This is a genomic window from Halorussus salinisoli (assembly GCA_005239435.1).
Classification (GTDB): domain Archaea; phylum Halobacteriota; class Halobacteria; order Halobacteriales; family Haladaptataceae; genus Halorussus; species Halorussus salinisoli.
The window spans coordinates 340,596-365,079 of record SZNP01000006.1 but is presented as its reverse complement, the minus strand read 5'-3'; the positions used below and the strand labels follow the sequence as shown (position 1 = coordinate 365,079).

General features: G+C 65.8%; 21 protein-coding genes, 1 tRNA gene, 1 rRNA gene and 1 pseudogene. 14 read left to right on the top strand and 10 right to left on the bottom strand.

The window, feature by feature from the left end; genetic code table 11:
* Window positions 1–120, top strand: a 5S ribosomal RNA gene (gene rrf / locus E2484_RS18675); the annotation flags it as partial.
* A 121-nt stretch (window positions 121–241) separates the two neighbouring features.
* Window positions 242–317 (top strand) — tRNA-Cys (locus tag E2484_RS18670).
* 151 nt (window positions 318–468) lie between these two features.
* On the opposite strand, the gene E2484_RS18665 is transcribed toward E2484_RS18670, so the two are convergent.
* Window positions 469–1,179: a 5-formyltetrahydrofolate cyclo-ligase gene (locus tag E2484_RS18665; RefSeq protein ID WP_137286690.1), complete on the bottom strand. Its 711-nt coding sequence runs from the start codon at window positions 1,177–1,179 to the stop codon at window positions 469–471.
* Window position 1,180: 1 nt separating this feature from the next.
* Entirely contained in the window at window positions 1,181–2,185 is a 1,005-nt protein-coding gene (locus E2484_RS18660; RefSeq protein WP_137286689.1) for a Gfo/Idh/MocA family protein, read from the bottom strand.
* A 162-nt stretch (window positions 2,186–2,347) separates the two neighbouring features.
* Here E2484_RS18660 and E2484_RS18655 point away from each other — a divergent pair, with 162 nt between their 5' ends.
* Window positions 2,348–3,160, top strand: coding sequence for a hypothetical protein (locus tag E2484_RS18655; RefSeq protein WP_137286688.1), 813 nt, complete (start codon window positions 2,348–2,350; stop codon window positions 3,158–3,160).
* Between the two features lie 156 nt (window positions 3,161–3,316).
* Here the strand turns inward: E2484_RS18655 and E2484_RS18650 are convergent, their stop codons facing one another.
* The 4 genes from E2484_RS18650 to E2484_RS18635 form a co-directional block, all read right to left on the bottom strand.
* On the bottom strand, window positions 3,317–3,517 hold the full coding sequence (locus E2484_RS18650) for a hypothetical protein (protein WP_137286687.1): 201 nt from the start codon (window positions 3,515–3,517) through the stop codon (window positions 3,317–3,319).
* A gap of 70 nt (window positions 3,518–3,587) precedes the next feature.
* Window positions 3,588–5,171 (bottom strand): tryptophan--tRNA ligase, encoded by a 1,584-nt coding sequence (locus E2484_RS18645; protein ID WP_137286686.1) that lies wholly within the window; start codon window positions 5,169–5,171, stop codon window positions 3,588–3,590.
* Entirely contained in the window at window positions 5,168–6,208 is a 1,041-nt protein-coding gene (gene endA / locus E2484_RS18640; protein WP_137286685.1) for a tRNA-intron lyase, read from the bottom strand. Before endA ends, E2484_RS18645 begins: the two co-directional genes overlap by 4 nt.
* A 74-nt stretch (window positions 6,209–6,282) precedes the next feature.
* Window positions 6,283–7,032, bottom strand: a complete 750-nt coding sequence (locus E2484_RS18635) for a hypothetical protein (protein WP_137286684.1) — start codon at window positions 7,030–7,032, stop codon at window positions 6,283–6,285.
* A gap of 108 nt (window positions 7,033–7,140) precedes the next feature.
* Between E2484_RS18635 and E2484_RS18630 the strand changes: the two genes are divergently transcribed.
* A complete protein-coding gene (locus tag E2484_RS18630) occupies window positions 7,141–7,872 on the top strand; it encodes a phosphatase PAP2 family protein (protein WP_137286683.1) in 732 nt (243 codons plus the stop codon).
* On the opposite strand, the pseudogene E2484_RS26185 reads toward E2484_RS18630, so the two are convergent.
* Window positions 7,869–8,679: pseudogene (locus E2484_RS26185) on the bottom strand (topoisomerase DNA-binding C4 zinc finger domain-containing protein). The gene E2484_RS18630 and the pseudogene E2484_RS26185 sit on opposite strands and share 4 nt — an antisense overlap.
* 164 nt (window positions 8,680–8,843) lie before the next feature.
* On the opposite strand from E2484_RS26185, the gene E2484_RS18620 reads away from it, so the two are divergent.
* The 3 genes from E2484_RS18620 to E2484_RS18610 all read left to right on the top strand — a co-directional run bounded on the left by E2484_RS18620 (window position 8,844) and on the right by E2484_RS18610 (window position 13,178).
* The gene (locus E2484_RS18620; RefSeq protein ID WP_321112724.1) at window positions 8,844–9,497 is read left to right on the top strand and encodes an HAD family hydrolase; all 654 of its coding nucleotides are present in this window, start codon (window positions 8,844–8,846) and stop codon (window positions 9,495–9,497) included.
* Between the two features lie 65 nt (window positions 9,498–9,562).
* Complete coding sequence (locus E2484_RS18615; protein ID WP_137286682.1) at window positions 9,563–10,765, top strand: iron-containing alcohol dehydrogenase family protein; 1,203 nt, start codon at window positions 9,563–9,565, stop codon at window positions 10,763–10,765.
* A gap of 64 nt (window positions 10,766–10,829) precedes the next feature.
* On the top strand, window positions 10,830–13,178 hold the full coding sequence (locus E2484_RS18610; RefSeq protein ID WP_137286681.1) for a DEAD/DEAH box helicase: 2,349 nt from the start codon (window positions 10,830–10,832) through the stop codon (window positions 13,176–13,178).
* A gap of 64 nt (window positions 13,179–13,242) precedes the next feature.
* On the opposite strand, the gene E2484_RS18605 is transcribed toward E2484_RS18610, so the two are convergent.
* Complete coding sequence (locus E2484_RS18605; protein WP_137286680.1) at window positions 13,243–14,640, bottom strand: MATE family efflux transporter; 1,398 nt, start codon at window positions 14,638–14,640, stop codon at window positions 13,243–13,245.
* 157 nt (window positions 14,641–14,797) lie between these two features.
* Between E2484_RS18605 and E2484_RS18600 the strand changes: the two genes are divergently transcribed.
* Window positions 14,798–15,433, top strand: a complete 636-nt coding sequence (locus E2484_RS18600) for a class II aldolase/adducin family protein (protein WP_137286679.1) — start codon at window positions 14,798–14,800, stop codon at window positions 15,431–15,433.
* Between the two features lie 136 nt (window positions 15,434–15,569).
* Here the strand turns inward: E2484_RS18600 and E2484_RS25160 are convergent, their stop codons facing one another.
* Window positions 15,570–15,905 carry a DUF378 domain-containing protein gene (locus E2484_RS25160; protein ID WP_170977411.1) on the bottom strand — a complete coding sequence of 112 codons (336 nt, stop codon included), beginning with the start codon at window positions 15,903–15,905 and terminating at the stop codon, window positions 15,570–15,572.
* A 525-nt stretch (window positions 15,906–16,430) separates the two neighbouring features.
* Between E2484_RS25160 and lipA the strand changes: the two genes are divergently transcribed.
* The 4 genes from lipA (at window position 16,431) to E2484_RS18575 (ending at window position 21,322) form a co-directional block, all read left to right on the top strand.
* On the top strand, window positions 16,431–17,369 hold the full coding sequence (gene lipA / locus E2484_RS18590) for a lipoyl synthase (RefSeq protein WP_137286677.1): 939 nt from the start codon (window positions 16,431–16,433) through the stop codon (window positions 17,367–17,369).
* Window positions 17,370–17,626: 257 nt separating this feature from the next.
* Window positions 17,627–18,748: a pyruvate dehydrogenase (acetyl-transferring) E1 component subunit alpha gene (pdhA, locus tag E2484_RS18585; protein ID WP_394347930.1), complete on the top strand. Its 1,122-nt coding sequence runs from the start codon at window positions 17,627–17,629 to the stop codon at window positions 18,746–18,748.
* Window positions 18,749–18,751: 3 nt separating this feature from the next.
* A complete protein-coding gene (locus E2484_RS18580; protein ID WP_137286675.1) occupies window positions 18,752–19,756 on the top strand; it encodes an alpha-ketoacid dehydrogenase subunit beta in 1,005 nt (334 codons plus the stop codon).
* Between the two features lie 3 nt (window positions 19,757–19,759).
* Entirely contained in the window at window positions 19,760–21,322 is a 1,563-nt protein-coding gene (locus E2484_RS18575) for a dihydrolipoamide acetyltransferase family protein (RefSeq protein WP_137286674.1), read from the top strand.
* Window positions 21,323–21,388: 66 nt separating this feature from the next.
* Here the strand turns inward: E2484_RS18575 and E2484_RS18570 are convergent, their stop codons facing one another.
* Window positions 21,389–21,808, bottom strand: coding sequence for an ester cyclase (locus E2484_RS18570; RefSeq protein ID WP_137286673.1), 420 nt, complete (start codon window positions 21,806–21,808; stop codon window positions 21,389–21,391).
* Between the two features lie 241 nt (window positions 21,809–22,049).
* Here E2484_RS18570 and ilvA point away from each other — a divergent pair, with 241 nt between their 5' ends.
* Both ilvA and E2484_RS18560 read left to right on the top strand, forming a co-directional pair.
* Window positions 22,050–23,267, top strand: coding sequence for a threonine ammonia-lyase (gene ilvA, locus E2484_RS18565; RefSeq protein ID WP_137286672.1), 1,218 nt, complete (start codon window positions 22,050–22,052; stop codon window positions 23,265–23,267).
* Window positions 23,268–23,334: 67 nt separating this feature from the next.
* Window positions 23,335–24,471, top strand: coding sequence for an acyl-CoA dehydrogenase family protein (locus tag E2484_RS18560; RefSeq protein ID WP_137286671.1), 1,137 nt, complete (start codon window positions 23,335–23,337; stop codon window positions 24,469–24,471).
* The last annotated feature ends 13 nt before the right edge of the window (window positions 24,472–24,484 follow it).

Below are 24,484 nucleotides of genomic sequence, written 5' to 3'. Positions count from 1 at the left end.
AGGCGGCCAGAGCGGCGGGGCGACACCCGTACCCATCCCGAACACGGAAGTTAAGCCCGCCTGCGTTTCGGCCAGTACTGGAGTGCGCGAGCCTCTGGAAACCCCGATTCGCCGCCTCCCACTCATATACCGGCCCGCTGCAGCACCGTGCTGCAGCGGGCCGTTTTCATTTCGAACGGGACCAGTACCGTCTGCTGAAGACCGCTATATTTAAGCGCGCCGAGCGATTACCAGAAACCGCGCCAAGGTGGCAGAGTCCGGCCGAACGCAGCGGCCTGCAGAGCCGCCTACCGCCGGTTCAAATCCGGCCCTTGGCTTGACCTCTTTACTCAGTATCCTCGTTCTCTCACTTCGTTCGAGCACTGCGGGCACCGTTCCTCGTAAAACCTGCACACGGAACACCCCGCTCAGTCGCTTCGCTCGCAATAGCTGGTGTGGGAATAGAAGGCTCGCAGCAAGTGTAACGGATTAGGATTGGTGCGATTGCAACACGGGAATCTCCGCGATGCGTTCCTCGGACAGTTCGCCCCAGAACAGGCCGTCGGGCTTCTCGAACTCCGTCTCGGTCCGAATCGTTCGCGTCGGAGTGACCACAAGATCCATCGGAACGTCGTGGTCTTCGACCGCCACGTCTTCGTCGACCACCTGTGCGTCGTGGACGGTGGTCGCGATCGGCGTCTCTTCTCCCACGAGCTCCAACTCGCGGAGGACGGCGTACTCGAGGTCGCTGTACCCCTCGCCCTTGCCGACTCGTGCGCCCACCTCGGTGACAGCGACGCTTCCCGAGACCACGAGGTCGATGGACGCCACCTCCTCGGGCCCGATCTGCCGGGCGTACGACTCGACGTGGGAGATGGTCGGCGCGCTGTCGTACTCCTCGGGCGGAATCTCCGCGGGGTCGAGTTCGTAGAATGGCTCGTCGTCCCGGAGTCGAGGCACCGCCATGTAGACGGTCTTGCCCTCCCGAAGCGCACGCCGCCGGACGGGCAACTGCGGCGCGTCCGGATTGGCCTTGATGGCCGCCGCGTCCTCCCACTCGCCCGTCTCGGCGAGTCGGTCGGCCGCGTCCGCTGCTCCGGCGAAGTTCGGGATGCGGTCGTGTGGCGGGAAAGGGAAGCGCGCGATACCCTCGTCTTCGAGGTAGTCCCAGATTCGCTCCCGCAGGTTCTGTTTGTCCATGTTATCGGCCCTCCACCGCGACTGCCTCCCCCTTCTCCGCGCTCTCGTACAGCGCGTCGATAGTCGCCATGTTCCGGACCGCCTCGTCTGCGTCGGTCCGCGGGGAGTTGCCCGCTTCGACGCATTCGGCGAGGTGTTCGACCTCCAGTCGGTACTGATCGGTCGGGTCGAACGACTCTACGACGTGGCGACCATCGACCTCGTACGCCAGTTCGACGCCGCCCTCGCCTCGCGGAGCGAACGCCTCGCGGGCCTCCAGCCACCCGTCCTCGGCTTCGACGCGGTACCATTGGCTGTCGGCGGTCTCGAAGCCACAGGACACCTCGGCGGTCGCTCCCGCCGCGGCGGCCCCGTCGTCACCGCCGTCGTATTCGAGGACGCCCGCGAGTTTCGTGTCCACGCCGTAGTCGCCCGCGTCGTGGGTCGTCGCGTAGGCGCGGTCGGGTTCCCCGAGGAAGAGTCGGGCCGCGTTGACCGCGTAACAGCCCACGTCCATCAGGCTCCCTCCGGCGAGGTTCGGGCTCAGTCGGACGTTTCCGGGGTCGTCCATCGGGAACTGGAAGGAGGCTTTCACCGACCGAATCTCGCCCAGTTGCTCGCGGGCGATTTCTGCGGCGCGCTCGGTTCTGGGGTGGTAGCGGTACATGAACGCCTCCATCAGCGTCACGCCCTGCTCGTCGCAGTGGTCGCCGACCCCGCGGGCCTGCTCGGCGTCGACCGCGAGCGGCTTCTCGCAGAGGACGTGGAGGCCCGCATCGGCGGCCTTCTTCGTCCACTCGGCGTGAAGCGCGTTCGGCAGGGGATTGTACACCGCGTCGAGGTCGCCGTCTGTGAGTAGTTCGTCGTAGGAGCCGTACGCGCGCGGAATGTCGAACTGCTCGGCGAACGCCTCGGCCGAGTCGCCGTCGCGCGAGGCCACCGCGAGGACCTCGTGGTCGGTGTCCCGAATCGCGGGAACTACCGCTACCCTGCCGATGTTGGCGGTGCTGATGATACCGAAGTTCATGTCCGTCACGTCGCGCGCCCGGTAGAAAAAATCCTGCCACGCCGACCGACCGCAAGCCAGTAACGCACCCCCTTCTACCGGACTCGAATCGCCTACCGAGCGAACCCCGGTCTCATCGCCGAAAAGTAATCATTAAACGGCGCGCGTCGAAACGGTTCGAACATGCAACGACGAGCCGCGACGGTGTACGCCGTCCTCTTCCTCGTAATCGCCGCTGGGTCCTACTCGCTCATCGGTGTGGCCCAGGAGCCGGGCATCGACGTTCAAGGGGAGACGTACGCCGAAAACGACACGCTGACCGTCAACGGGTACGAGTACACGGTCACGTCGGTCGGTGACGGAGAGGGAACGCTGTCGCGAGTCAACGAGTCGGCGCGCTACACCGCCACGTTGGCGAACAACTCGACCACGCAGTTGGACAACTCCACGTATCGGGTTCTCATCCCGAACGAGTCCGACCCCAGTCAGTTCACCCTCCGTCAGGAGTTCAACCTGAGCGATAACACCACCACGGTCACGCAGAACGAGACCGAATTCGTCGTCGTCGACGAGGGAGAGAACAAGACGCTCGTCCCCGTCGACGAGTACAAGCGCCAGCAGTTCGGCGAACCCGACACCCGCGAGTACTCCGAGGGCGACACGTTCCAGTACGAAGGCAACCAGACCACCGTGAGCAACGTCACCGCGGACGAGGCGACGCTCTCGTGGACTGCTCCCGAGACGCTCGAAACGTCGCTCTCCGAGGGTGGAAACGTCGTGCTCGGTCCCGAAAACAACAACCAGACGTTCGTCGCGCACTTCCCCGAGGACCAGGACGGCGTAGTCCAACTCTCGTCGAACCCGTCCGAGTACCGGTCGGAGGTCGGTGATATCGACCAGTTCAACGAGCGCATCGCGGGCCTGTGGGGCATCGTCATCCTGAGCGTCATCACGGTCGTCCTGCTGTTCGGCCTCGCCTTCCTGCCGAACAAGTAACTGCCGCTCCGTTTCTCCGCGATTTCGGTTCGTTGCCGACTCTGCTCCGGTCTTATCGATTGGATTTTACTCTAGAAATAGATATACAATTGCTTATCCTAAGTATATGCGTCCGAGAGAAACGTCTCTATATTCGATACCACACACGAACCGGTTTCACCTCCGAGCGAGCCACACGAGTCCCGCGCCGATGGCGATGGCCGCCACTGCGCCGAGGGACTGTCCGACCATTACGAGAATTCCGCCGGACTTGTACGCCCACGGCGTTCCGACGATGGTTGCGAGTCCGACGAGGACGAGCAGTACGCCGAAGCCGATGCCGAGCGGTTCGAGTCTGTCCGCGTTCGCGGTCGCCATGTGTCGTCTCTCCGGGCGCGAGGGGTTAACTGTTGTTGAAACGAACGACGGTGGAGCGGGGAAAAGGGCGTCAGTTCCGCTTGCGGTCGCTGTCTAACTCGATGTCGGCCTGCTCCAGCAGGTCCTCGACCTCCTCGCGTTTCTCCTGATGTTCCGCCAGGAACTCCCGCATCAGTCGGGCGGCCTGCTCCTTGCAGTCGCCACAGAGGCGCTCGCCGCCGACGCACTCGTCGTAGACCTCCTTGGCGAACTCGTCGTCGTCGCCCGCCAGCAGGTAGGCGTAGAGTTCGTACACCGGGCACTCGTCGGCCCGGCCGCCGAGTTCGCGCTGTTTCTCGGCCGTCTCGCGGCCGCCTGTGGTCGCGGCCTTCACCTTGTCGTAGCCGTCTTCGGGGTCGTCGAGCAGGCTGATGTGGCTCGCCGGGACCGACGAGGACATCTTCCCGCCGGTCAGACCGGTCATGAACCGATGGTAGATGGAGGAGGGAGCGACGAACCCGTAGCCGCCGTGGTCGAGTTCGACCTCGCGGGCCAACTCCTCGGCGTCCTCCCGCGAGAGGTCGAAGGCGTCGACGTGTTCGTCGAACACGCGCTTCTCGCCCTCGACCGCGCCGATAAGCGCCTCGAAGGCGTCCTCGGTCGCGTTCCGGTCGAGGAATCGGACCCGAGGACGGAGGGGTTCCTTGCCCGCCTCTCGCAGTTTTGCCACTGCGCTCTCGCGGGCCGCGCCGGGGGCCATCTCGTCTTCGAGCCAGTCGGCCGCGTCTTCACATCGAACCGTCTCGTCTTCGCTGGTCTCCTCCGAGAGCGCGGCGTAGGCCGCGGCGAGGAGTTCGCGCTCCTCGGCGTCGGCCTCGAAACTCGCGTAGGCTTCAGTCACGCTAAAGTAGCCCATCCGGGCCGCGAGGTCCCGAGCGAGGCGGACGTGGGGGTCCTGGTCGGGGCCGACCGGGATGACGGTCGGCTTGGGTTCGTCCAGCTGGGGGTAGAGGATGTCGGCCATCTGGGTCACGACGCTCTGCATGTGCGAGACGCTGGTCTCGCCCGAGAAGCCGTAGATGTTCTCCAGTTCCGAGAAGTTGGCTTTCGACCCCAACTCGAAGGCCAAGTCCTGTACGTCGCGGTCGCCCGACTGTCGGTAGAGCGTCCCCTCCTCGGGGTCGAACCCGAGCGCGAGCAGGCTGAGTAGGTAGTCGCGGGCGTGTTCGTCTATCTCGTCCCACGTCATCCCGCGGGCGCTGTGGGCTTCGAGGTCGGCGATGAGCGCGTAGGCGTCACCGCCCTGCCGTTGGTGCCAGATTATCTCGTCGAAGACGAGTTTGTGGCCGATGTGGGGGTCGCCGGTCGGCATGAACCCCGAGAGCGCCGCGAAGGGTTCGTCGTTCACCATCGCGTCGGCGACTCGGCGGTAGTCTCGGTGGCCGAAGATGACGCCGCGGCGCATCAGGTAGTGAGGGTCGGGCACTTCGGGCAGAAGCTCGTCGAACTCCTCGATGCCGAACTCCTCGAACAGTTTCCGGTAGTCGGCGACTGCCGCCGACCCCCACGGGTCTAGCGCCACGTCGTCGCCGTCACCTGCGGCGGTCCCGCCGTCGGGCAGTTTCTCGCGGTCGGCTTGCTCTACCCCGTCTCTGCTGTCGGTGTCTCGTGTCATGGTGTCAGTCGGCCTACGGAGATCCAATCGGTTATCTCTTCGTTCGGGCCTACGAGCGCAAAAATCATCCGCTTTCGGACCCCGTGGGCGAGGCGAACGTCGAGCGCGAGGTCCCGCGGCGAGAAGACGTGGTCGGCCGGAAGCACCCTGACCAGACACTCCGAATGGCCGAGGTCATCGACCGACTCCACGTCGGCGTAGGTCCGGAAGTCCGACCCGAACTTGAATCCGGTCTTGGGCACGACCCCGCGTTCGCGGAGCGCCCGATACACCCGGAGTCGTCGGTCGAAGCGCGCGCCTTCGACCTCGCGGCCGCGCTCGCGGACCGTTTCCGCGTCCGCGTCGAGCGAGAGGACGCCCTCGCTGGCGAGGTAAGCGGCCTCGATCAGCGACAGCTGGAGCGCGCCCGGTACGTCCCGATTCGGGTCTCTGCCGTCGAGGGGTTGGCCGTAGAAGCCTCGCTCGTGGAGCGTCGAGGGCGGGTCCCAGACCAGCACGCGGTCGTCCAGCAGGTCGGCCGGGACCGCTTGCGGAAGGTCGGTGCCCGAACTCCCGCGGAGGTCGGCCCGGTCGGTTTCGAGGTAGGTTATCTCGCTCTCCTCGTCCACGACCGCCAGCACCACGTCGCCCAACTCCTCGGCGGCCACGCTCGCGCGCTCGCTGACGACCCGAATGCGGTAGAGAACCGCGTCGTCCCACGGCCCCTTGCCGCGGGGGTAGACCACGAAGTCGGAGCTCGACCGAGGCGAATCGACCCACCCGTCGCGGGCGGGCGAGAGGTAGAACCCCCGGTCGCGCAGGTCGGCGTACACCAGAAATCGGGTTGCGATCTCGTCGCCCGAATCGGCGAGGAACTCCCGGAACCCCATCCCTTCGATGCCGTCTATGTCGCCCTTGAACAGCAGGTAGGCGGCCTCGACGCGCGAAAGCGCGACTTCTTGCCCGCCGAGCGGGCGGCCGTACCCGCTGGAGTCGTAGTAGCGCTGGCGGGCGTCGCCGCCGACCACCACTTCGTCGTCACGCAGGCGTCCGTTCATGGTCGTCGTTCCGGTTCGCGGCGTCAAACGGCTTCCGGTGTCCCCTCGCAGTCGAGGGTTGCGGTACGCGGGACCTACGAGTCTTTGGCTTTCTGTACCCAGTCCGGTTTTTCGACGGTCGTGTTTCCGATGTCGCTGAACTCGCCGTCCGCTTCGAAGGACCCTTCGCTACTGGTCCACTCGAAGTGAAACTCGACTGGCCACGCGGCTTCGCTGACGTACAGTTCACCGCTGGGGTCGCTCACCCACGAGTCGTCAGCCTCGATAGCCCCCGTAATCGTGAGCACCGCGACTGTTCTTCCGGCACGTACCTCCACGCCGTCAACTGCATACGTGAGGCTGTCGATGGAGTCCAAGTCTTCCCGTGCGGTGTCTAACGCCGTCCTCCTGTCGAACCGATTCTCCGGGGAGCTCAGGTCGTAGGTGCTGTACTCGACCCGTCGGCCCAGTCCCTCGACCATGTACACCTTACTGCCGGACTGGTACGTGGCGTAGTTCACCGACTTTTCGTCGGTAGACGCTTTCACCCGCGTCAGTCCTTCCTCCGATTCGGGGTCGTAGCGGGCAGTCTCGCTCGCTTCGTAGCTGTTCTCGCCCGCCGGTTCGATCTCGTAGTCGAAGGTGAAACTGGTACTCTCGACGCTGTCGAGTACCTGTTCGTTCAGGCGCTCGACGTCCGAAACGCTCTCCTCGGAGAGTCCTTCTGGATAGTCGAAGTCGCCTTTCCTGGTCGTCGCGTCGTTCACCGCGGCCTCGGTTCCACCTTCGGTCTCCGTACCGTCGGTTCCCGTCGTCGGATTTCCACTCTCTGTACATCCACTCAACAGGGCTATTCCGGACGCTCCCGCCGACGTCACGAACCTGCGTCGATTCACTCCAAACGTAGACACTTCCGTAAATAATAAACATTCTGAATTTATCTGGTATCACGTATGTCTCGGGGATTCGGAGAAGCACAGTTCGCTTCCCAGCTTCCGGAAGCTGTGACTGCCATCGCTGGCCTCGTCACACAACTCGGTGACATGTGGTTCGTGGTGGTCGGCATCTGTGCCCTCTACGTGATGGGCACGAGGTATCGTTCCCTTACCGAGTCACTCACAGACGACTGCGTGTACTTGCTCGCGCTTACCGTCGGCGCGTACTCGCTAACGGTCGTTCTCAAGCACGTCTTCGGACTCCCGCGACCGCCGGGGGCCGCGACGGCGACCCCGCCGACGTGGATTCCGGCAATCGGGCACGCCGCGTACGAGTCGATGGTGACGGGCGACGGGTTCGGCTTCCCGAGCGGCCACGCGCTGAAGACGACCGCGGTCTACGGCGGCGCGGCGTTCGCGCTGGACTTCTGGGACCGACCCAGACGACTCGCTCTCGCGGGGGTACTGAGCACGCTGGTCGCGGCGTCGAGGGTCTTCCTCGGCGTTCACTACGTGGTGGACGTGGTCTTCGGTAGCGTCGTCGGCGTCGCCTTCCTGGCCGGAGTAATTCGGCTCACCGACCAGCGACCGACGCGTGCCCTGGCGCTCTCGACGGTCCTCGGGGGCCTCGCGTTCGCCACGTCCGGCACGTCCAAGTCGGGACTCGCGTTCGCGGCCGCTGCGATCGGCTTCGTCGTCTGGGCGGCGACCGACCGACTGGCGGTCGGGGCCGACCCGGTCGAACGTTAACACGTCTCGTTCAAGCACTTCGACTCGTCGGCGGTTTCGCCGTTTTCGCTACTTCCGCCACTCTCGCTCTTTTTATTGTCTCTCCGGACGCGCGGCAGACCACAGTCGCAGATTCCGACCACCTCCCGGTCGGGGAGCGCGAACGTCGCCTCGCAGTCCGGGTAGTTCTCGCAACCCAGAAAGAGGGTGCGCTCGCGCAGCACCCGGAGGTCGCCGTCGCAGTCGGGACACGACCACTCGCGGTCGAATCGCTCGCGGACCGCGTCGTCGAGGCCCTCGCAGTCGCGGTCCACGCAGAGTTCGAAACGCGCGCCGCGCTCGACCGCTATCCGAGGCAGGCCGCAGTCGCAGGTCGAGTCGAGCATCGCGGCGTCGCGCGGCAGGCCGTACTCGGCCGGGCAGTCGAGGCAGGTGACTGCCCCGCGGGCGCGGACGAGGGTACCGTCGCAGTCGGGGCAGGCCCCGACCTGCGCGCCCGCCGAGGTCGCCTCGTGACGCGCGGGCGACGTCGCCGTGACTCTCGACGTGGAGGCGCTCGCGGTCCTTGACCGCGACGAGACCGAACCCGCCGTCTCCGTCGGTCTCGCGGTGGACCGCGTTCGCTCGGGTGAGCCACTCGACCGGCTGATACCCTTCGGCGTCGTGGACGAGGACGGTACCGTCGGGCTTGTGGACGACCACGACCCGGCCGCGCTGGGTTCGTGGGTCGGACTCCGCGGTTTCGTCACTCGGCTTCGAGGCGCGTCGGGCCTCGCTGTAGTACGTAATCGAGCACTCCCCGGCGTAGACGTGGACGGTTTCGGTCACGGGCAGGGTTCGTCCCGGTCCCGGATTTAAACTCTGGGGCGGCCGACTCGGTTCCCCGACGGGAATCGCGACCCGATGACGACCAGTCGCCTGGAAACGAGCGACTTCCCACCGCGCGCTCCTCGCCCGGAGCTACTATTTCGGTCCGGTTCGTTGGTTCGTCCGTGCAATCGAAGGCTGTGCTGTTCGACATGGACGGTGTAATCGTGAACTCCGAACGCTACTGGGTCGAAATCGAGGACGAGGAAATCCTCCCTTCGGCGGTCGAGGGGTCGGCCGACACCTCGGAGACGACCGGGATGAACTTCCGGGAAATCTACGACTACCTCGAAGAGCGCCACGAGATGACCGCCAGCAAAGACGAGTTCGTCGCCCGTTACGAGGAGGCGGCCCGGGACATCTACGGTGAGAAAGTCGAGTTACAGGAGGACTTCCGGGACCTGCTCGCGGGCCTCCGCGAGGACGGCCGGACCGTCGCGCTGGTCTCGTCGTCGCCACACGACTGGATAGACCGAATGCTCGACCGGTTCGACCTCCGCGAGGAGTTCGACCGGATAATCAGTGCGGAGGAAATCGACGGCAAGAGCAAGCCCGAACCCGACGTGTACGAGTACGCCGCCGGGCAGGTCGGGGTCGCGCCGGAGGAGTGTGTCGCCGTCGAAGACTCCACGAACGGGGTCAAGTCGGCGAAGGCGGCCGGCATGAAGGCGGTCGGCTACCGGAACCAGTCCGACGAGGAACTGGACCTGTCGGAGGCAGACGCGGTGGCGGGGTCGGCGGCGGAACTGCGGGAAATACTGCTGGACGGCGACGCGTAGCCGCCAGAAATCACCGACGCGCACGGCCTCCACCTTCATTGCGATAGCGCTGTAACTGAAGGGCCATGCTCCCGGTAGCCGAGGCGTTCGAGTACGATTACCGCAGCTGTGACCTGCTGTACGGCCGCGGGTGCGTGGACCGACTGGGCGACTATCTCGCGGCGCGCAACCTCGACCGCGCCCTGGTCGTCTGCGGGTCGAACGTCGCGGCCAACGACGACCTGATGGACTCCGTCGAGGCCGGACTCGGCGACCGTCTCGCGGGCGTCTTCGACGGGACGACGCCCGAGAAGCAGGCCGAGGCGGCGTTCGACGCCATCGATGCGATGCGCGAGACAGACGCGGACGTCCTCGTCGGCGTCGGCGGCGGCAGTAGTCTCGACGTGGCCCGGCAGGCCAGCGTCTTCGCGTCCGACGGGCGCTCGCTGGCGGACCTGCGCGAGGAGGCCCGCGAGGACGGCGAGGTCAGTGCGCCCGACCCGGGCGACGACCGTCCGCCCGTGGTCGTCGTCCCGACGACGTTCGCCGGCGCGGACGTGTCGAGCGGCGGGTCGCTGGAGGTCCTCCCGGCGGTGGAGTCGCCGACGGACCAACCGGTCATCGTCGGCGGGTCGGCGATGCCCGTCGCCGACTTCGCGGATCCCGATCTGTTCGAGACCACGCCCGCGGGCGCGCTGGCCGGGTCGGCGATGAACGGCGTCGACAAGGGCATCGAGACGCCGTACGCCCGAGACGCCGACCCCGTCAGCGACGCGACGGCGGTTCACGGCCTCCGCTTGCTGACCGACGCGCTTCCTCGAGTCGTTACTGACGAACGTTCCACCGCCGAGGCGATGGACCTGGCCGTGGTTGGATCGCTGCTCGTCCAACTCGACCGCAAGGTCTCGGTCGTCCACGCGTTCGGTCACGGGTTCGCCCGCCGGTACAACGTCCAGCAGGGCGCGGTCCACGCGGTCGTCGTCCCCCACGTCCTCCGGTATCTCTTCTCGGAGGTGGACGCGAGTCGCGACCTGCTGGCCGAAGGGTTCGGTCTCGACCCGTCGGGCCGCTCCGACGAGGAGGTGGCCGAAGCGGTCGTGGAAGCAGTCGCGGAGTTGCGCGACGCGCTCGGCGCGCCGTCGCGGCTCCGGGACCTCCCCGAGACGCGTGAGGAGGACGTACCGGCGATTGCGGAGTTCGTCGTCGACGACCACCCGATGGAGCGCGCGCCGGCGGGGTTGGACGCGAGCGCGGCGGACATCGAGGCGGTGCTTCGGGAGGCGTGGTGACCGTCCCGTCGTGCTCGTTCCGATAGAGAAACGCCTTTGCCACCCGGACCCTGTGAGTCGAACGATGGAAGTCGCCGAGGCAGTCCCCGACCCCGAGTTCGCCGAGGTGTTCCCGTTCGAGAAGTTCAACGACATGCAGCGCGAGGTCGTCGACGCGCTCCTCGAAACCGACGAGAACGTGGTGGCGAGCGCGCCGACTGCCAGTGGCAAGACCGCGCTGGCCGAACTCGCCATCTGCCGGACCTTGGAGGCGGGCGGTACCGCCCTGTTCGTCGCGCCGATGCGCGCACTGACCAACGAGAAGGAGAGCGAGTGGGAGCGGTTCGAGGACCTCGGATATTCGGTGTACGTCGTCACGGGCGAGCGCGACCTCAACCCCCGTCGGGCCGAGCGCGCCGACATCCTCGTGATGACGCCCGAGAAAACCGACTCGGCGACTCGCAAGCACGATTCGCGGCGATACGCCTTCATCCGCGAGGTGGACTGTTGCGTCATCGACGAGGTCCACCTGCTCGACTCCGAGAAGCGCGGGAGCGTCCTCGAAGTCACGGTCTCGCGCCTCCGACGGCTCTCGGACCCCCGCGTCGTCGCGCTCTCGGCGACGATGCCCAACGTCGAAGACGTGGCCGATTGGCTCGACGCGCCGCCCGAGAACACCTTCGAGTTCGGCGACGACTACCGGCCGGTCGACCTCCACTTGGGCGTCGAGACGTACACTCACGGCGACAACTCCTTCGCCGACAAGTACCGGCGGCTCTACCGCGCCCTCGACCTCGCCGAACCCCACATCCGCGACGACGGGCAGGCGCTCGTGTTCGTCTCCTCCCGGCAGGACACCGTGCAGGCAGCCAAGAAAGCCCGCGACGAAGTGGCCGAGCGCGACGTTCCGATGGGCGCGCGCGGCGACTACGACTTCCACAACGAGGCCGACGACCTCCAGAACGACACCCTCCGGAAGTCGGTTCTCGACGGCGTGGCCTTCCACCACGCCGGCCTCTCGAAGGGCGACAAGGACCGAGTGGAGGAGTGGTTCAAGCAGGGCAAGATTCAGCTCCTGTTCTCGACCTCCACGCTGGCGTGGGGCGTCAACCTCCCCGCCAGATGCGTCGTCCTCCGGGACACCAAGATTCACGACCCCCTGGAGGGGGAAGTCGACATGAGCCCCCTCGACATCCTCCAGATGCTCGGCCGGGCGGGGAGACCCGAGTACGACGACGTGGGCTACGGCTGGGTGGTCTGCGACCACGCGGAAGCCGACAAGTACCGGCGTCTCCTCCGGGAAGGCAAGGAGATCGAGTCCCGACTCGCCGAGGACCTCGACGCCCACCTCAACGCCGAGATAGCGATGGGCACTATCCGGGGTCTCGACGACGTGATGGACTGGCTCGAAACCACGTTCTACTACGTCCGGGCGCGGGCCAAGCCCGACGAGTACGACTTCGAGAACCTCCGCGACCGGGTGCGGACCACCCTCGAACGCCTCGTAGACCGGGGCTTCGTGGAGACCGGCGAGAGCCTCGACGTCTCGGCCACCCCGCTCGGCCGACTCGCCTCGAAGTTCTACCTCCGCCTCGACACCGCCGGGGAGTTCCGCGACCTCGCCCAGCGAGACGAAATCGGGACCGCCGACGTACTCCGGACCGTCGCGGACGCCGCTGAGTTCGACAGCGTGAGCGCCCGCCAATCGGAGCGCGAGGCGGTCGATTCGGTGCTGGTCGGCCAGCAAGCGGGCGACCTGGAACCCGGTGCGCGGAAGATCCTCGCCATCCTGCGCTCGACGATGACGGGCACGACGCCCGCCGAACTCCGGAGCGACGCGTGGGTCATCACCCAGAACGCGCTCCGACTCCTCGCGGCGCTCCGGGCGTTCCTCGAACGCTTCGACCGACCCAGAGCCGCGAACCTCACGCGCCGGGTCGAGGCTCGCATCGAACACGGCGTGAGTTCCGACGCGGTGGGCCTGACCGCAATCGACGGCGTGGGGTCGGGCCGAGCGAGCAAGTTAGCGACGGAGGGTATCGCTACGCCCGCCGACGTACGCGAGGTCGGCGAAGGCGGACTCGTCGACGCCGGTCTCACCGCGGGCGTCGCCGAAGCGGTCCTCGAAAGCGCCCGCGACCTGCCCCGGGTCGAAGTCGAGTGGGGGTCGTTCCCCGACTCGATTCCCCAGGGCGAGAACGACATGCGCGAAGTCACCGTCCGGAACGCGGGACAGGGCGCGCAGGCCGGGATTCGCGTGACGGTCAACGGCGTCGAGATGACCGAGACGACCACGTACCTCGACGGCGAGACGACCGTCCCGGTGGGCGTCTTCGGTGGCACCGACGACGAGATGGAGTACGTCGTGGAAGTCTCGTTCCCGGAACTGCCTCTGCTTCCGGTGACGGACTCGCGGACCGTCCGAGTGAAGTAGGTTACTACGGGTCTGCTTTTGCAAAGGTCGCGCTCGCCGAGTCCTCGGTCGGTGCGACGTGCCGTCAGTCCGCTGTCGCGCCCGCTTTCTCTGCGGCCTGCTTCAACATCCCGTTGCTGGTCGTGTAGTAGTAGTAGAGGCCCGCACCGATAGCGCCGACGACGTTCGAGATGGTGACCGCCCAGAACACCGCGTGGACGCCGAAATCGAGCCACAGAGCGCCGATTGCGGCGATCGGGAGTCTGACTCCCCAGTACTTCAGCATTCCGGCGACCATGCTGACCTTGGTCCGGCGTGCGCCGTTGAATCCGGCGTTGAACACGTACATCGCGCCGATAGCCCAGTAGCCGAGGACGAGTATCTGGAGGTAATCGACCGTCAACTCGAAGCCTCGCTGACTCATATCGACGACGAACGCGTTAACCAGCAGTTCGGGCGCGAACCACTGGACGGAACCCGCGATGGTGAGACCGACCGCGGCGATGGCCGCGCCGACCCACGTCGTCCGGCGGGCGCGCCCGGGGTTGTTCGCCCCGAGATTCTGGCCGACGATACTCTGGGCCGCGCCCGAGAGGCCCTGCGCCGGAATGAAGGCGACGCTGGCGATTCGCGCACCGATGGTGTAGGCCGCGACTGCGGCCGCCCCGCCAACCGCCGAGACCAGTGCGATGATGAGGACGCGCACCAACTGGCTGAGACCTCGTTGGGCACCGGTCGGAACGCCGACGTCGAGGATTTCGCGGTACTCGTCGAGCTCGAAGGAGATCGTCTCCCGCGTGAGAACGAACCCGTCCCGCCCTCTCAGGAACAGTGCGAGTGCGAGCAGGAACCCCGCGGTGTATCCGATTGCGGTCGCCATGGCCGCTCCGCGGACGCCCATCGACTCGAACGGTCCCCACCCGAGGATGAGGAACGGGTCGAGTCCGATGTTGACCACGACCGAAGTGACGTTGATGTACATCGCGGCCCGCGAGTCCCCCCACCCGACGAACCCGCCTTCGAGCGCGTCGCTCATGACCGCAGACGGGAGGCCGAACATGTACGTTCCGAGGTAGGTCGCCGCGAGTGCCGTCACCTCGTCACCGGACAACACGAGTTCGATGATGGTGTCCGCACCGACGATGACGAGTACCGCGAGTGCGGTCGCGCCAAAAAACGCCAACGTCAGTCCGTGAAACGCGGTTCGACGTCCGCCCGTGATGTCGTCGGCCCCGGCGCGTTGCGAGACGACGACCTGCGTCCCGGTGAACACGACCGCGGCGGCACTGTAGATGAACGCGATGACGGGAAAGTTCACGCCGACGGCCGCGACGGCCTCCCCGCCGAGTCGCCCGACCCAGAACGTATCGACGATCTGCTGGGCGACCTGCACGAGATTTTGGACGACTAACGGTGCTGCGAGGAACAGTAGGGAGCGAACGAGCGAACCGTCGGTGATCTCTTCCCGCGATACGTCTACCATTGTTTCCTTTTCTTCGACAATAATAAAATGCTTCTACTGATAAATTTTCCGATGTTTATGGGCTCGTCGACGCGTCGGACGCGCGGCACTCGACACCGGTTCGGCCGATTTCCGGTCGGGGAGAATATATAGTTACCTCCCCTGAGTTGGAACGTACATGCTTGGAGCGGAACGTCGCGCGGTCGCCACTCGCGCACCGGACCTTGCGAGTCTCACCCCCGGCCGAACCGGAAACCTGAGCGTTCGCCGGAACGACCGATTCGCGGTCACGCCGACGGGCGTCGCCTACGACCGAATCGACGCCCAAGACGTCCCCGTGGTCTCGCTGGAGGGCGAGCAGGTCGCGGGTACGACTGCCCCGTCGAGCGAGACGCCGATGCACGCCGCGGTCTACCGGAACCTCGACGCGGGCGCAATCGTCCACACCCACTCGCCGTGGGCATCGACGCTGGCGATTCTCCACGAACCGATTCCGCCGGTCCACTACATGCTCGCGCTCGCCGGAACCACCGTCCCGGTCGCCGACTACGCCACCTACGGCACGGCGGAACTCGCCGAGAACGCGGTGGCCGCGATGGAGGACGCCGACGCCGAGGCGTGCCTGCTCGCCAACCACGGGCTGCTCGTGACGGGCGAGGACGCCGACGCCGCGCTCGAAACCGCGGTCAACGTCGAGTACACGGCACGCATCTACTGTCAGGCGAAGGCCATCGGGAGTCCGGTCCAACTCAGTGCCGAGGAGATGGGAGACGTGGCCGAGAAGTTCGAAGGCTACGGACAGGACGACGAGTAGGAGTTCTTCGGCGTCTGATTCTCGGTGAGACGACTCCGCCCTTCGGAGGCGGTCGTCACGACGTTTCTTCCGGTGGCTATCTCGGTGCAGAGCGAGCAGTACGCTCGGAAGAAAACGTCTCAAAACACGACGACGCCTAGGACTCGGTGTTGGTGTTGTCGGTGTCGGTCCGGTCGGTGGTCGCGTCGGTCCGAGTCGTGGCGTCGCGCTTGCGGCGTTCGCGGGTGGCCCGACGACTCGCCCGGCCCATCTTGTAGGCGGTGAACAGCAGGTAGACACCCGCGATGCCGACGAGAACGTAGATGAGATACTCGACGGTCTGGGCGGGACCGGGCCGGAAGATGGGTTCGAGAATCACGTTGATGATGTTGACCGCCTCGCCCGAGAGTCCGGTGACGCCGAGGAGGCCCCACACTATCGCGCCGATAGCGGTGAGGATGATGGCGACCCAGTCGAAGATGTTGGTGTTCATGCTCGATAGTTGGTTCCTGAGAGGCTTTGTTATTCGGGGCTTAGTGCGACGGAACGGTGTCGTACCTCGTTTCGAACCGTTCCGCTTGGTTTCGGCTAGGTGATTCCGGTCGTGTCGGTAGGTTGGAATTGCGGGGGGTGTCGATTTGGACGACGGGTTCTGGGACGGCCGGACCGCACCGCGACGGAGCATCCAGGCCGAGACTGTGGAGGGGCCGAGAATGTAGGGGGAACCGAGAACGTGAGGGGCCGAGAGAAGCCCCGACGACCTTGCGCGGCTGGCGCGTTCTCGAACCGCGAGACCTCGTCAGCGTGTTCTAGGAAAGAAAAACGTTTCCAATATAGAGGAGAAAATATATAAGAAACGATTAGAAATATGACACGAGACCCGCCGACAGAAGTCGGACCCGAACGACGTAAGTAAAACTCCATTCCTCCAAACTCTCACGACCCAAAACCGACCAAACGCCCACCGACGAACGCGAATACCCCACCCTTTTCACCACCCGCGCCGAACACACGGCCAATGAGTCGCCGCCGGAAACCCGATTGGCTCAAGATGCAACCGCCATCCGGCCAAGAGTTCACGGGCATCAAGCAGACGTTGCGAGACCACGACCTCAACACCGTCTGCGAGGAGGCCAACTGCCCGAACCTCGGCGAGTGCTGGAGCGGAAAGAACTCCGAGTCCGGGGGTACCGCGACGTTCATGCTGATGGGCGACCAGTGTACTCGCAACTGCGGGTTCTGCGACGTGGACACCGGCGGTGGCCAACCGCTCGACCCCGACGAACCCGCGAACGTGGCGAGCGCGGTCGCCGAAATCGGTCTCGACTACGTCGTCCTCACCTCCGTAGACCGTGACGACCTCGAAGGGCAGGGCGCGGCCCACTTCGCACAGACGATTCGGGAGATCAAGGAGCGCGACCCCTCGATTCTCGTCGAGGTGCTGATTCCCGACTTCCAGGGCGAGGAGGCACTTATCCAGAAGATCATCGACGCCGAACCGGACGTCGTCGCGCACAACGTCGAGACCGTCGAGCGCCTCCAGCAACCCGTCCGGGACCCTCGCGCTGGCTACGAGCAGAGCCTGAGCGTCCTCGAGCAGGTCGAACGCGAGTCGGACATCTACACCAAGACCTCCATCATGCTCGGAGTCGGAGAGTACGACCACGAGGTCTACCAGACGCTCAGCGACCTCCGGGAGGCCGACGTGGACGTCGTGACGCTCGGTCAGTATCTCCAACCCTCGCGCACGCACCTCGACGTCGAAACGTACGTCCACCCCTCGAAGTTCGAGACGTGGCGGCAGGTCGCCGAGGAGGAACTCGACTTTCTCTACTGCGCCAGCGGCCCGATGGTCCGGTCGTCGTACAAAGCGGGCGAACTGTTCGTAGACGCCGTACTTCGGGACGGAAAGACGGTCGAACAGGCCCGCCGCGATGCCCGAAGAGCGTCGGTTTGAGCGAACGCCGTCGCCGGCGCTGGCGAAAAATACTCACGTAACGATTGACGCAATACTTGCCGTTCGTTCACCCAGAGCCTCTAAATCAGGACGTTATCAGACGAACGTCTATTTAACTGGGGAAAAATTTAGAAAGTGCTGATTTAACCCGGTGGAAGTAAGGATTTCCACTGGAAAGCCCCGCAAGAATCGTACCTATGGAAAGTTAGTTACGAAAACCCTATAATGCGTGGCCGTGACCTATTGAATATGTCAGGATGGGTTCGACCGTGAGTATTGTACACCAAGACCCCCAGGACCGCGTACAGGTCCTCGACGAGGACGGTAACTTGGTAGAGGGCGCGGACGTGCCCGACATCTCCGACGAGGAGATGGTGGACATGTACCGCGAGATGAAGCTCACCCGCCACTTCGACGAGCGTGCGGTCTCGCTCAACCGGCAGGGACGGATGGGTACCTACCCGCCGCTCTCCGGACAGGAGGGTGCCCAGATCGGGAGCGCCCACGCGCTGGCCGACGACGACTGGATGTTCCCGAGCTATCGGGAACACGGCGCGGCGCTCGTCCGTGGTCTGTCGCTGAAACAGACCCTGCTGTACTGGATGGGCCACGAACAAGGCAACGCCATCCCCGACGACGCCAACATCTTCACCGTCGCGGTGCCGATAGCGACGCAGATTCCCCACGCGACCGGTGCGTCGTGGGCCTCGAAGCTCAAGGGCGAAGAGAAGGCGTTCCTCTGTTACTTCGGCGACGGCGCGACCAGCGAGGGCGACTTCCACGAGGGGCTGAACTTCGCGGGCGTCTTCGACACGCCCACGGTGTTCTTCTGTAACAACAACCAGTGGGCGATTTCGGTCCCGCGAGAGCGCCAGACCGCCTCGGCCACCATCGCTCAGAAGGCCCAGGCCTACGGTTTCGAGGGCGTACAAGTTGACGGCATGGACCCCCTCGCGGTGTACAAGGCGACGAAGGACGCCATCGAGAAGGCCAAGAACCCGGGCGAGGACGACCTCCGACCGACCCTCATCGAGGCGGTCCAGTACCGCTACGGTGCCCACACCACGGCCGACGACCCCTCGGTCTATCGTGACGACGAGGAGGTCGAGCGCTGGAAGCAGAAGGACCCCATTCCGCGACTGGAGTCGTTCCTGCGCGACCGTGGCGCCCTTGACGACGAGAAGGTCGAAGCCATCGAGCAGGAGGTCGAAGAAACGGTCGCCGACGCCATCGACGCGGCCGAAGCGGTCGAGCGTCCCGACCCCGAGGAAATCTTCGCGCACGTCTACGCCGACATGCCCAAGCGACTCCGAGAACAGTTCGACTGGTTCGGAGAGATTCGAGAGCAGTACGGCGACGATGCGCTTCTGGAGGACTAACCAATGAGTCAACAAGCAGAACGAGAGCAAGAGACCGAGAACCTCACGCTGGTACAGGCGGTCCGAGACGGACTGTATACCGAGATGCAGCAGGACGACGACGTGCTCGTCATGGGCGAGGACGTCGGCAAGAACGGCGGGGTGTTCCGCGCGACCGAAGGACTCTACGACGAGTTCGGCGGCGACCGCGTCATCGACACGCCGCTGGCCGAGTCCGGCATCATCGGCACCGCCATCGGCATGGCGGCCTACGGCCTGAAGCCCATCCCGGAGATCCAGTTCATGGGCTTCATCTACCCCGGCTTCGACCAGATCGTGAGCCACGCCGCGAGACTCCGTACCCGTAGCCGCGGTCGGTTCACCTGTCCGATGGTCATCCGCGCGCCCTACGGTGGCGGCATCCGTGCGCCGGAACACCACTCCGAGTCCACGGAGGCCTTCTTCGCCCACCAGCCGGGTCTGAAGGTCGTCATCCCCAGCACGCCGTACGACACCAAGGGCCTGCTGACCTCGGCCATCCGCGACCCCGACCCCGTGATGTTCCTCGAACCGAAGCTCATCTACCGGGCGTTCCGCGGCGACGTGCCGACCGAATCCTACGAGGTTCCCATCGGCGAGGCCGCCGTCCGCGAGGAAGGCACCGACATCTCGGTGTTCACGTGGGGTGCGATGACCCGACCGACCGTCGAGGCCGCCCAGGAGTTGGAGGGCGAAATCGACGTGGAGGTCGTGGACCTCCGGACCGTCTCGCCGCTCGACGAGGAGACCATCGTGGAGTCGTTCAAGAAGACGGGCCGCGCGGCGGTCGTCCACGAAGCGCCGAAGACCGGCGGACTCGGCGCGGAAATCTCGTCCATCATCCAGGAGGAGGCCCTGCTGTATCAGGAGGCTCCCGTCGAGCGCATCACCGGGTTCGACACGCCGTTCCCGCTGTACGCGCTCGAAGATTACTACCTGCCCGAACCCGCCCGCATCAAGGAAGGCATCCGGGACGCCGTGAACTTCTGAATCATGGTACGAGAATTCAAACTGCCCGACGTCGGCGAAGGCGTCGCCGAGGGCGAAATCGTCAGTTGGCTGGTCGAGGAGGGCGACACGGTCTCCGAGGACCAGGCGGTCGCCGAAGTCGAGACCGACAAGGCCATCGTGGAGGTCCCGTCGCCGGTGAACGGGACCGTCCGCGAAATCATCCCCGAGGAGGGCGAAGTCGTCGAGGTCGGGTCGGTCATCATCACCTTCGACGTGGAGGGCGAACCGGTCGAAGAGGGCCAGACGGAGGGCGAAGCCCAGAGAGCTGCGGAGGCCGAGGCGTCCGGCGAGACCGAGCAGGCGACGACGCAGGGCGAGGCGACCGAGGAGACGGTCGCCGAAGAGGTCTCGACCGGCGAGGGCCGCGTGTTCGCCGCGCCGAGCGCGCGCCGCGTCGCCCGCGAACTCGGCGTGGACATCGCCGAAGTCGAGGGCACCGGCCCGAGCGGTCGCGTGACCGAGCAGGACGTGCGGCAGGCCGCCGAGTCCGGCGGCGAGACCGAGGGCGTCGAGGAGCGCGACGAGGCGCTCGCCGAAGCCGAGGAGTCGGCCGGTGAGGTCGCGGCGACTCGCGAGCGGAGCGCGCAACCCGGGACCGAGGACGCCGGCGGGAGTCAGTCGCTCGGCGGTGCGGCCCCGGAGTCGGCCGACCGCGAGCGGACGCTGGCCGCGCCCGCGACCCGGCGCGTCGCCGAGGAGCAGGGCGTCGACATCGACTCGGTCCCGGCGACCGAGCAGCGCGACGGCGAGGCGTTCGTCACCAGCGAGGCCGTGATGCAGTACGCCGAGGCCCAACAGCAGGCCCAGCAGGCGCAGGCCGAGACGGCCGCCGCGACGAGCGCGGGCGAACAGGTCGAGCGCATCCAGTACAAGGGCGTCCGCAAGACCATCGGTGACGCGATGTCCCAGTCGAAGTACACTGCGCCCCACGTCACCCACCACGACACCGCGGTCGTAGACGGCCTCGTCGAGACCCGCGAGCGACTCAAACCGGAGGCCGAGGAGCGTGGCATCCGCCTGACGTACATGCCGTTCGTCATGAAGGCTGTCGTCGCCGCGCTCAAGCAACACCCCAAACTGAACGCCGAACTCGACGAGGAGGCCGGCGAAATCCTCCGGAAGAACTACTACAACGTCGGCGTGGCGACCGCGACCGACGCCGGACTGATGGTCCCGGTCGTCGAAGGCGTCGACGGGAAGGGCCTGCTCCAGATTTCCAGCGAGGTCAACGAACTGGTCCAGAAGGCCCGTGACCGCTCCATCTCGCGCGACGAACTACAGGGTTCGACGTTCAGCGTCACCAACTTCGGCGCAATCGGCGGCGAGTACGCCACGCCCATCCTCAACTACCCCGAGGTGGGTATCCTGGGTATCGGTGAACTGAAACAGCGCCCCGTAGTCGAGGACGGCGAGGTCGTGGCGAAGCACACGCTGCCTATATCGCTGACCATCGACCACCGCATCGTGGACGGAGCGGACGCCGCGGCGTTCGCCAACACCTTCATGCAGTACGTAGAGAACCCCGAACTCCTCCTGCTGGAGTGAGATTCGGGGCGCTCTCCGGTTCCGGGCTGACACGGTCTGTCTCGGCGAAAAGAGAGCGGACTCGAGTCACTCGTCGACGAGTCCGAGCTGGCTCAGGAAGTCGTGCTGGTCGAAGTACGCGCGTTCCTCGCGGAGTTTCCCGTCTTCGACCACGAACTTCGCCATGTCTCGAATCTCGAACTCCTCGTGAGTCGGCGGAATGTCCTCGAACTCCCCATCGTGCGTCCCCGAGAGCGTACTCTCGGCCATCACCACGGTCCCGTCACTGAGCAGGTCATTGATGTCGATGCGAAAGTCCGAAAACCCGTCTGTGACCTCCCGAACGTACGCTTCGACCTCCTCGCGACCCTGCAACGTGCCGACGGTCGGGGACGTGAACGTGAACGACTCCGCGACGACGTCGGACAACTTCGAGAACTCCCCTTCGTTCCAGATCGCCGCGTACTCGCGGACGAGCCGTTCGGCGTCTGCTGTTGCCTCTGCCATGGGTAGCCTCCGGTGGTTGAGCGTTCGCTTCGTCGGGCCGCCCTGCGCCCCTCCGAAGAACGCTCGCCCGCAACTTCGAGGCGGTGTGTGTTAAGTATTCGCGCGGACTAGATCCGCCCTGCCGCGCTCTCACGAGAGAAGCGAATCGTTCGACTGGCGCGCGCCGGTCGTCTCGTACCGAGACCCATGCGGGCCGGGGCCACTGAGAAACTGATATACATCTCCTCGAAAACTGGCAAATATGGCCGAAGTCACCCTGCGCGACGTGGAGGCCGCGCGCGAGCGCTTCGATGAGTCGGTGGTCCAGCGGACCGAAATCGAACGGAGTCGGTCGCTGAGCGAGATGACCGACGCGGACGTACATCTCAAGATGGAACACCTCCAGCGCACGGGGTCGTTCAAAACCCGCGGCGCGTACAACAAACTCCGGCAGGTCGCCGACCGCGGCGGGATAGGGCGAGTCGTCGCCGCGAGCGCGGGCAACCACGCACAGGGGGTCGCGCTGGCCGCGACCACGACCGGCATCGACTCGACCATCGTGATGCCCGAGAACGCGCCGCAGGCGAAGGTCGAGGCCACCCGCGGCTACGGCGCGGACGTGGAGTTGCGCGGCGAGGACTTCCGGGCCGCCATGGAGTACGCCCAGTCGCTGACCGAGGCCGACGACACCGAGTTCGTCCACGCCTACGACGACCCGGCCATCGTCGCGGGGCAGGGCACCATCGGCCTCGAAATCCACGAGGAGATGCCGGACGTGGACACCGTGGTCGTCCCCATCGGCGGCGGCGGGCTCATCGGCGGCGTCAGCGCCGCGCTGGCCGAACTCGACCCGGAAGTCCGCGTCGTCGGCGTGCAGGCCGAGCAGGCCGCGACGGTCCCCGAGAGCCTCGATAAGGGCATCCCGTCCTCTATCGACTCGCCCAAGACCATCGCGGACGGCATCGCCACGGGGAGCATCTCGGAGTTGACGCTCGGCCTCATCGAAGAGCACGTAGACGAGGTGATGACGGTCACGGACGACGAAATCGCCCGCGCGGAACTCCTCCTGCTCGAACGCGCCAAGCAACTGGTCGAGGCGGCGGGGGCCTCCTCGGTCGCCGCGGTTCTCTCCGACGACCTCGACGTATCGGGCGAGACGGTCGTCCCCATCCTCTCGGGCGGCAACATCGACATCTCGATGCTCCAGACCGTCTTGACGCAGGCGCTGACCGAGCGCAGTCAGTTGATGCGTCTGCGGGTCCGCATCGAGGACCAACCCGGCGAGATGACGACGCTCTCGGGCATCATCGCCGACACCGGAGCGAACATCCGGACGGTCCGCCACGACCGCGCGGTGGACGACCTCCGAGTCGGCGAGGCGTATCTGGTGTTTCAGGTGGTCACGAGTGGGACCGGTCACGCGGAGAAGATCATCGAGGAGGTCAGGGACGCGGGGTACGAGGTCGAACGGGTGGCGTGACCGTCCCGGCACGACCGACGAATCCTGTCGGCGAACCTATTACCTCCTCCGCGTCGTGGGCATCCGCATGCCGTTTCGCCTGACAGAGGACCAGCGAGCGCTCCGCGAGGAAGTGCGCGAGTACGCCGAGTCCGAGATTCGCCCGCGCGCCATCGAACTCGACAGGAACGAGGAGTACCCAGGGGAGATTCTGGCCGAACTCGGCGACCGAGGCTACGCGGGACTCACGCTCTCCGAGGAGTACGGCGGCCGCGGAGAGGGACTGGTCGAACTCGTCGTTCTCACGGAGGAACTCGCGGCGGCGACGATGACCGTCGCCAGCGCACTCGCGCTCAACCTCGGCGTCGCCACCGTCGTCGAGCGGTTCGGGACCGACGCCCAGAAGGAGGAGTACCTGCCCGAGATGGCGAGCTACGACCGCGTCGGCGCACTCGGCCTCAGCGAGGCGAACGCGGGCGCGAACAAACTGGAGATGGAGACGACTGCGGAAAGGGACGGCGACGAGTGGGTCCTCGACGGCCACAAGCAGTGGGTGACGAACTTCCAGCACGCCGACTTCGTCCTCACCTACGCGAAGACGGGTCCCGACGCCGACGCGCCGCACAACGTCAGCGCGTTCCTCGTTCCGGCCGAGAAGTTCGAGGTCGAGGAGGTGTGGGAGACGCTCGGCGCTCGTAACGTGAAGTCACCCCGCGTTCGACTCTCGGACGTTCGAGTTCCCGCCGAGAACCTCGTCGGCGAGGAGGGCGAAGCCTACGTCCGGCGCGGCGAGGTCCACACCGGCGTGAACGTTCCGGCCCGCGGCGTCGGTATCGCTCGGGCCGCGCTCGAAGACGCCGCGGCGTACACCCGGAAGCGCGAGCAGTTCGACCAGTCCATCAGCGACTTTCAGGGCGTCCGATGGAACGTGGCGGAGATGGCCCAGCGGGCCGACGCGGCCCGTCTCCTGACGCTCCGGGCCGCCGACCGTGCGGACAGGGGTGAAGACGCTCGTCGGGAACTCGCCGCGGCGAAGGTCTACGCGACGGAGGCCGCCGTCGAGAACGCTAACGACGCGATGCAACTCCACGGAGGAAGGGGGTACACGACCGAGCATCACGTCGAACGCTACCTCCGCGACGCCCGTCTGCTGACCATCGCCGGCGGACCGAACGAACTCCACCGGGACAAGCTGGCCGACGCGGTTTACGTGGAGACCGAGTGACCTGTTACCACTC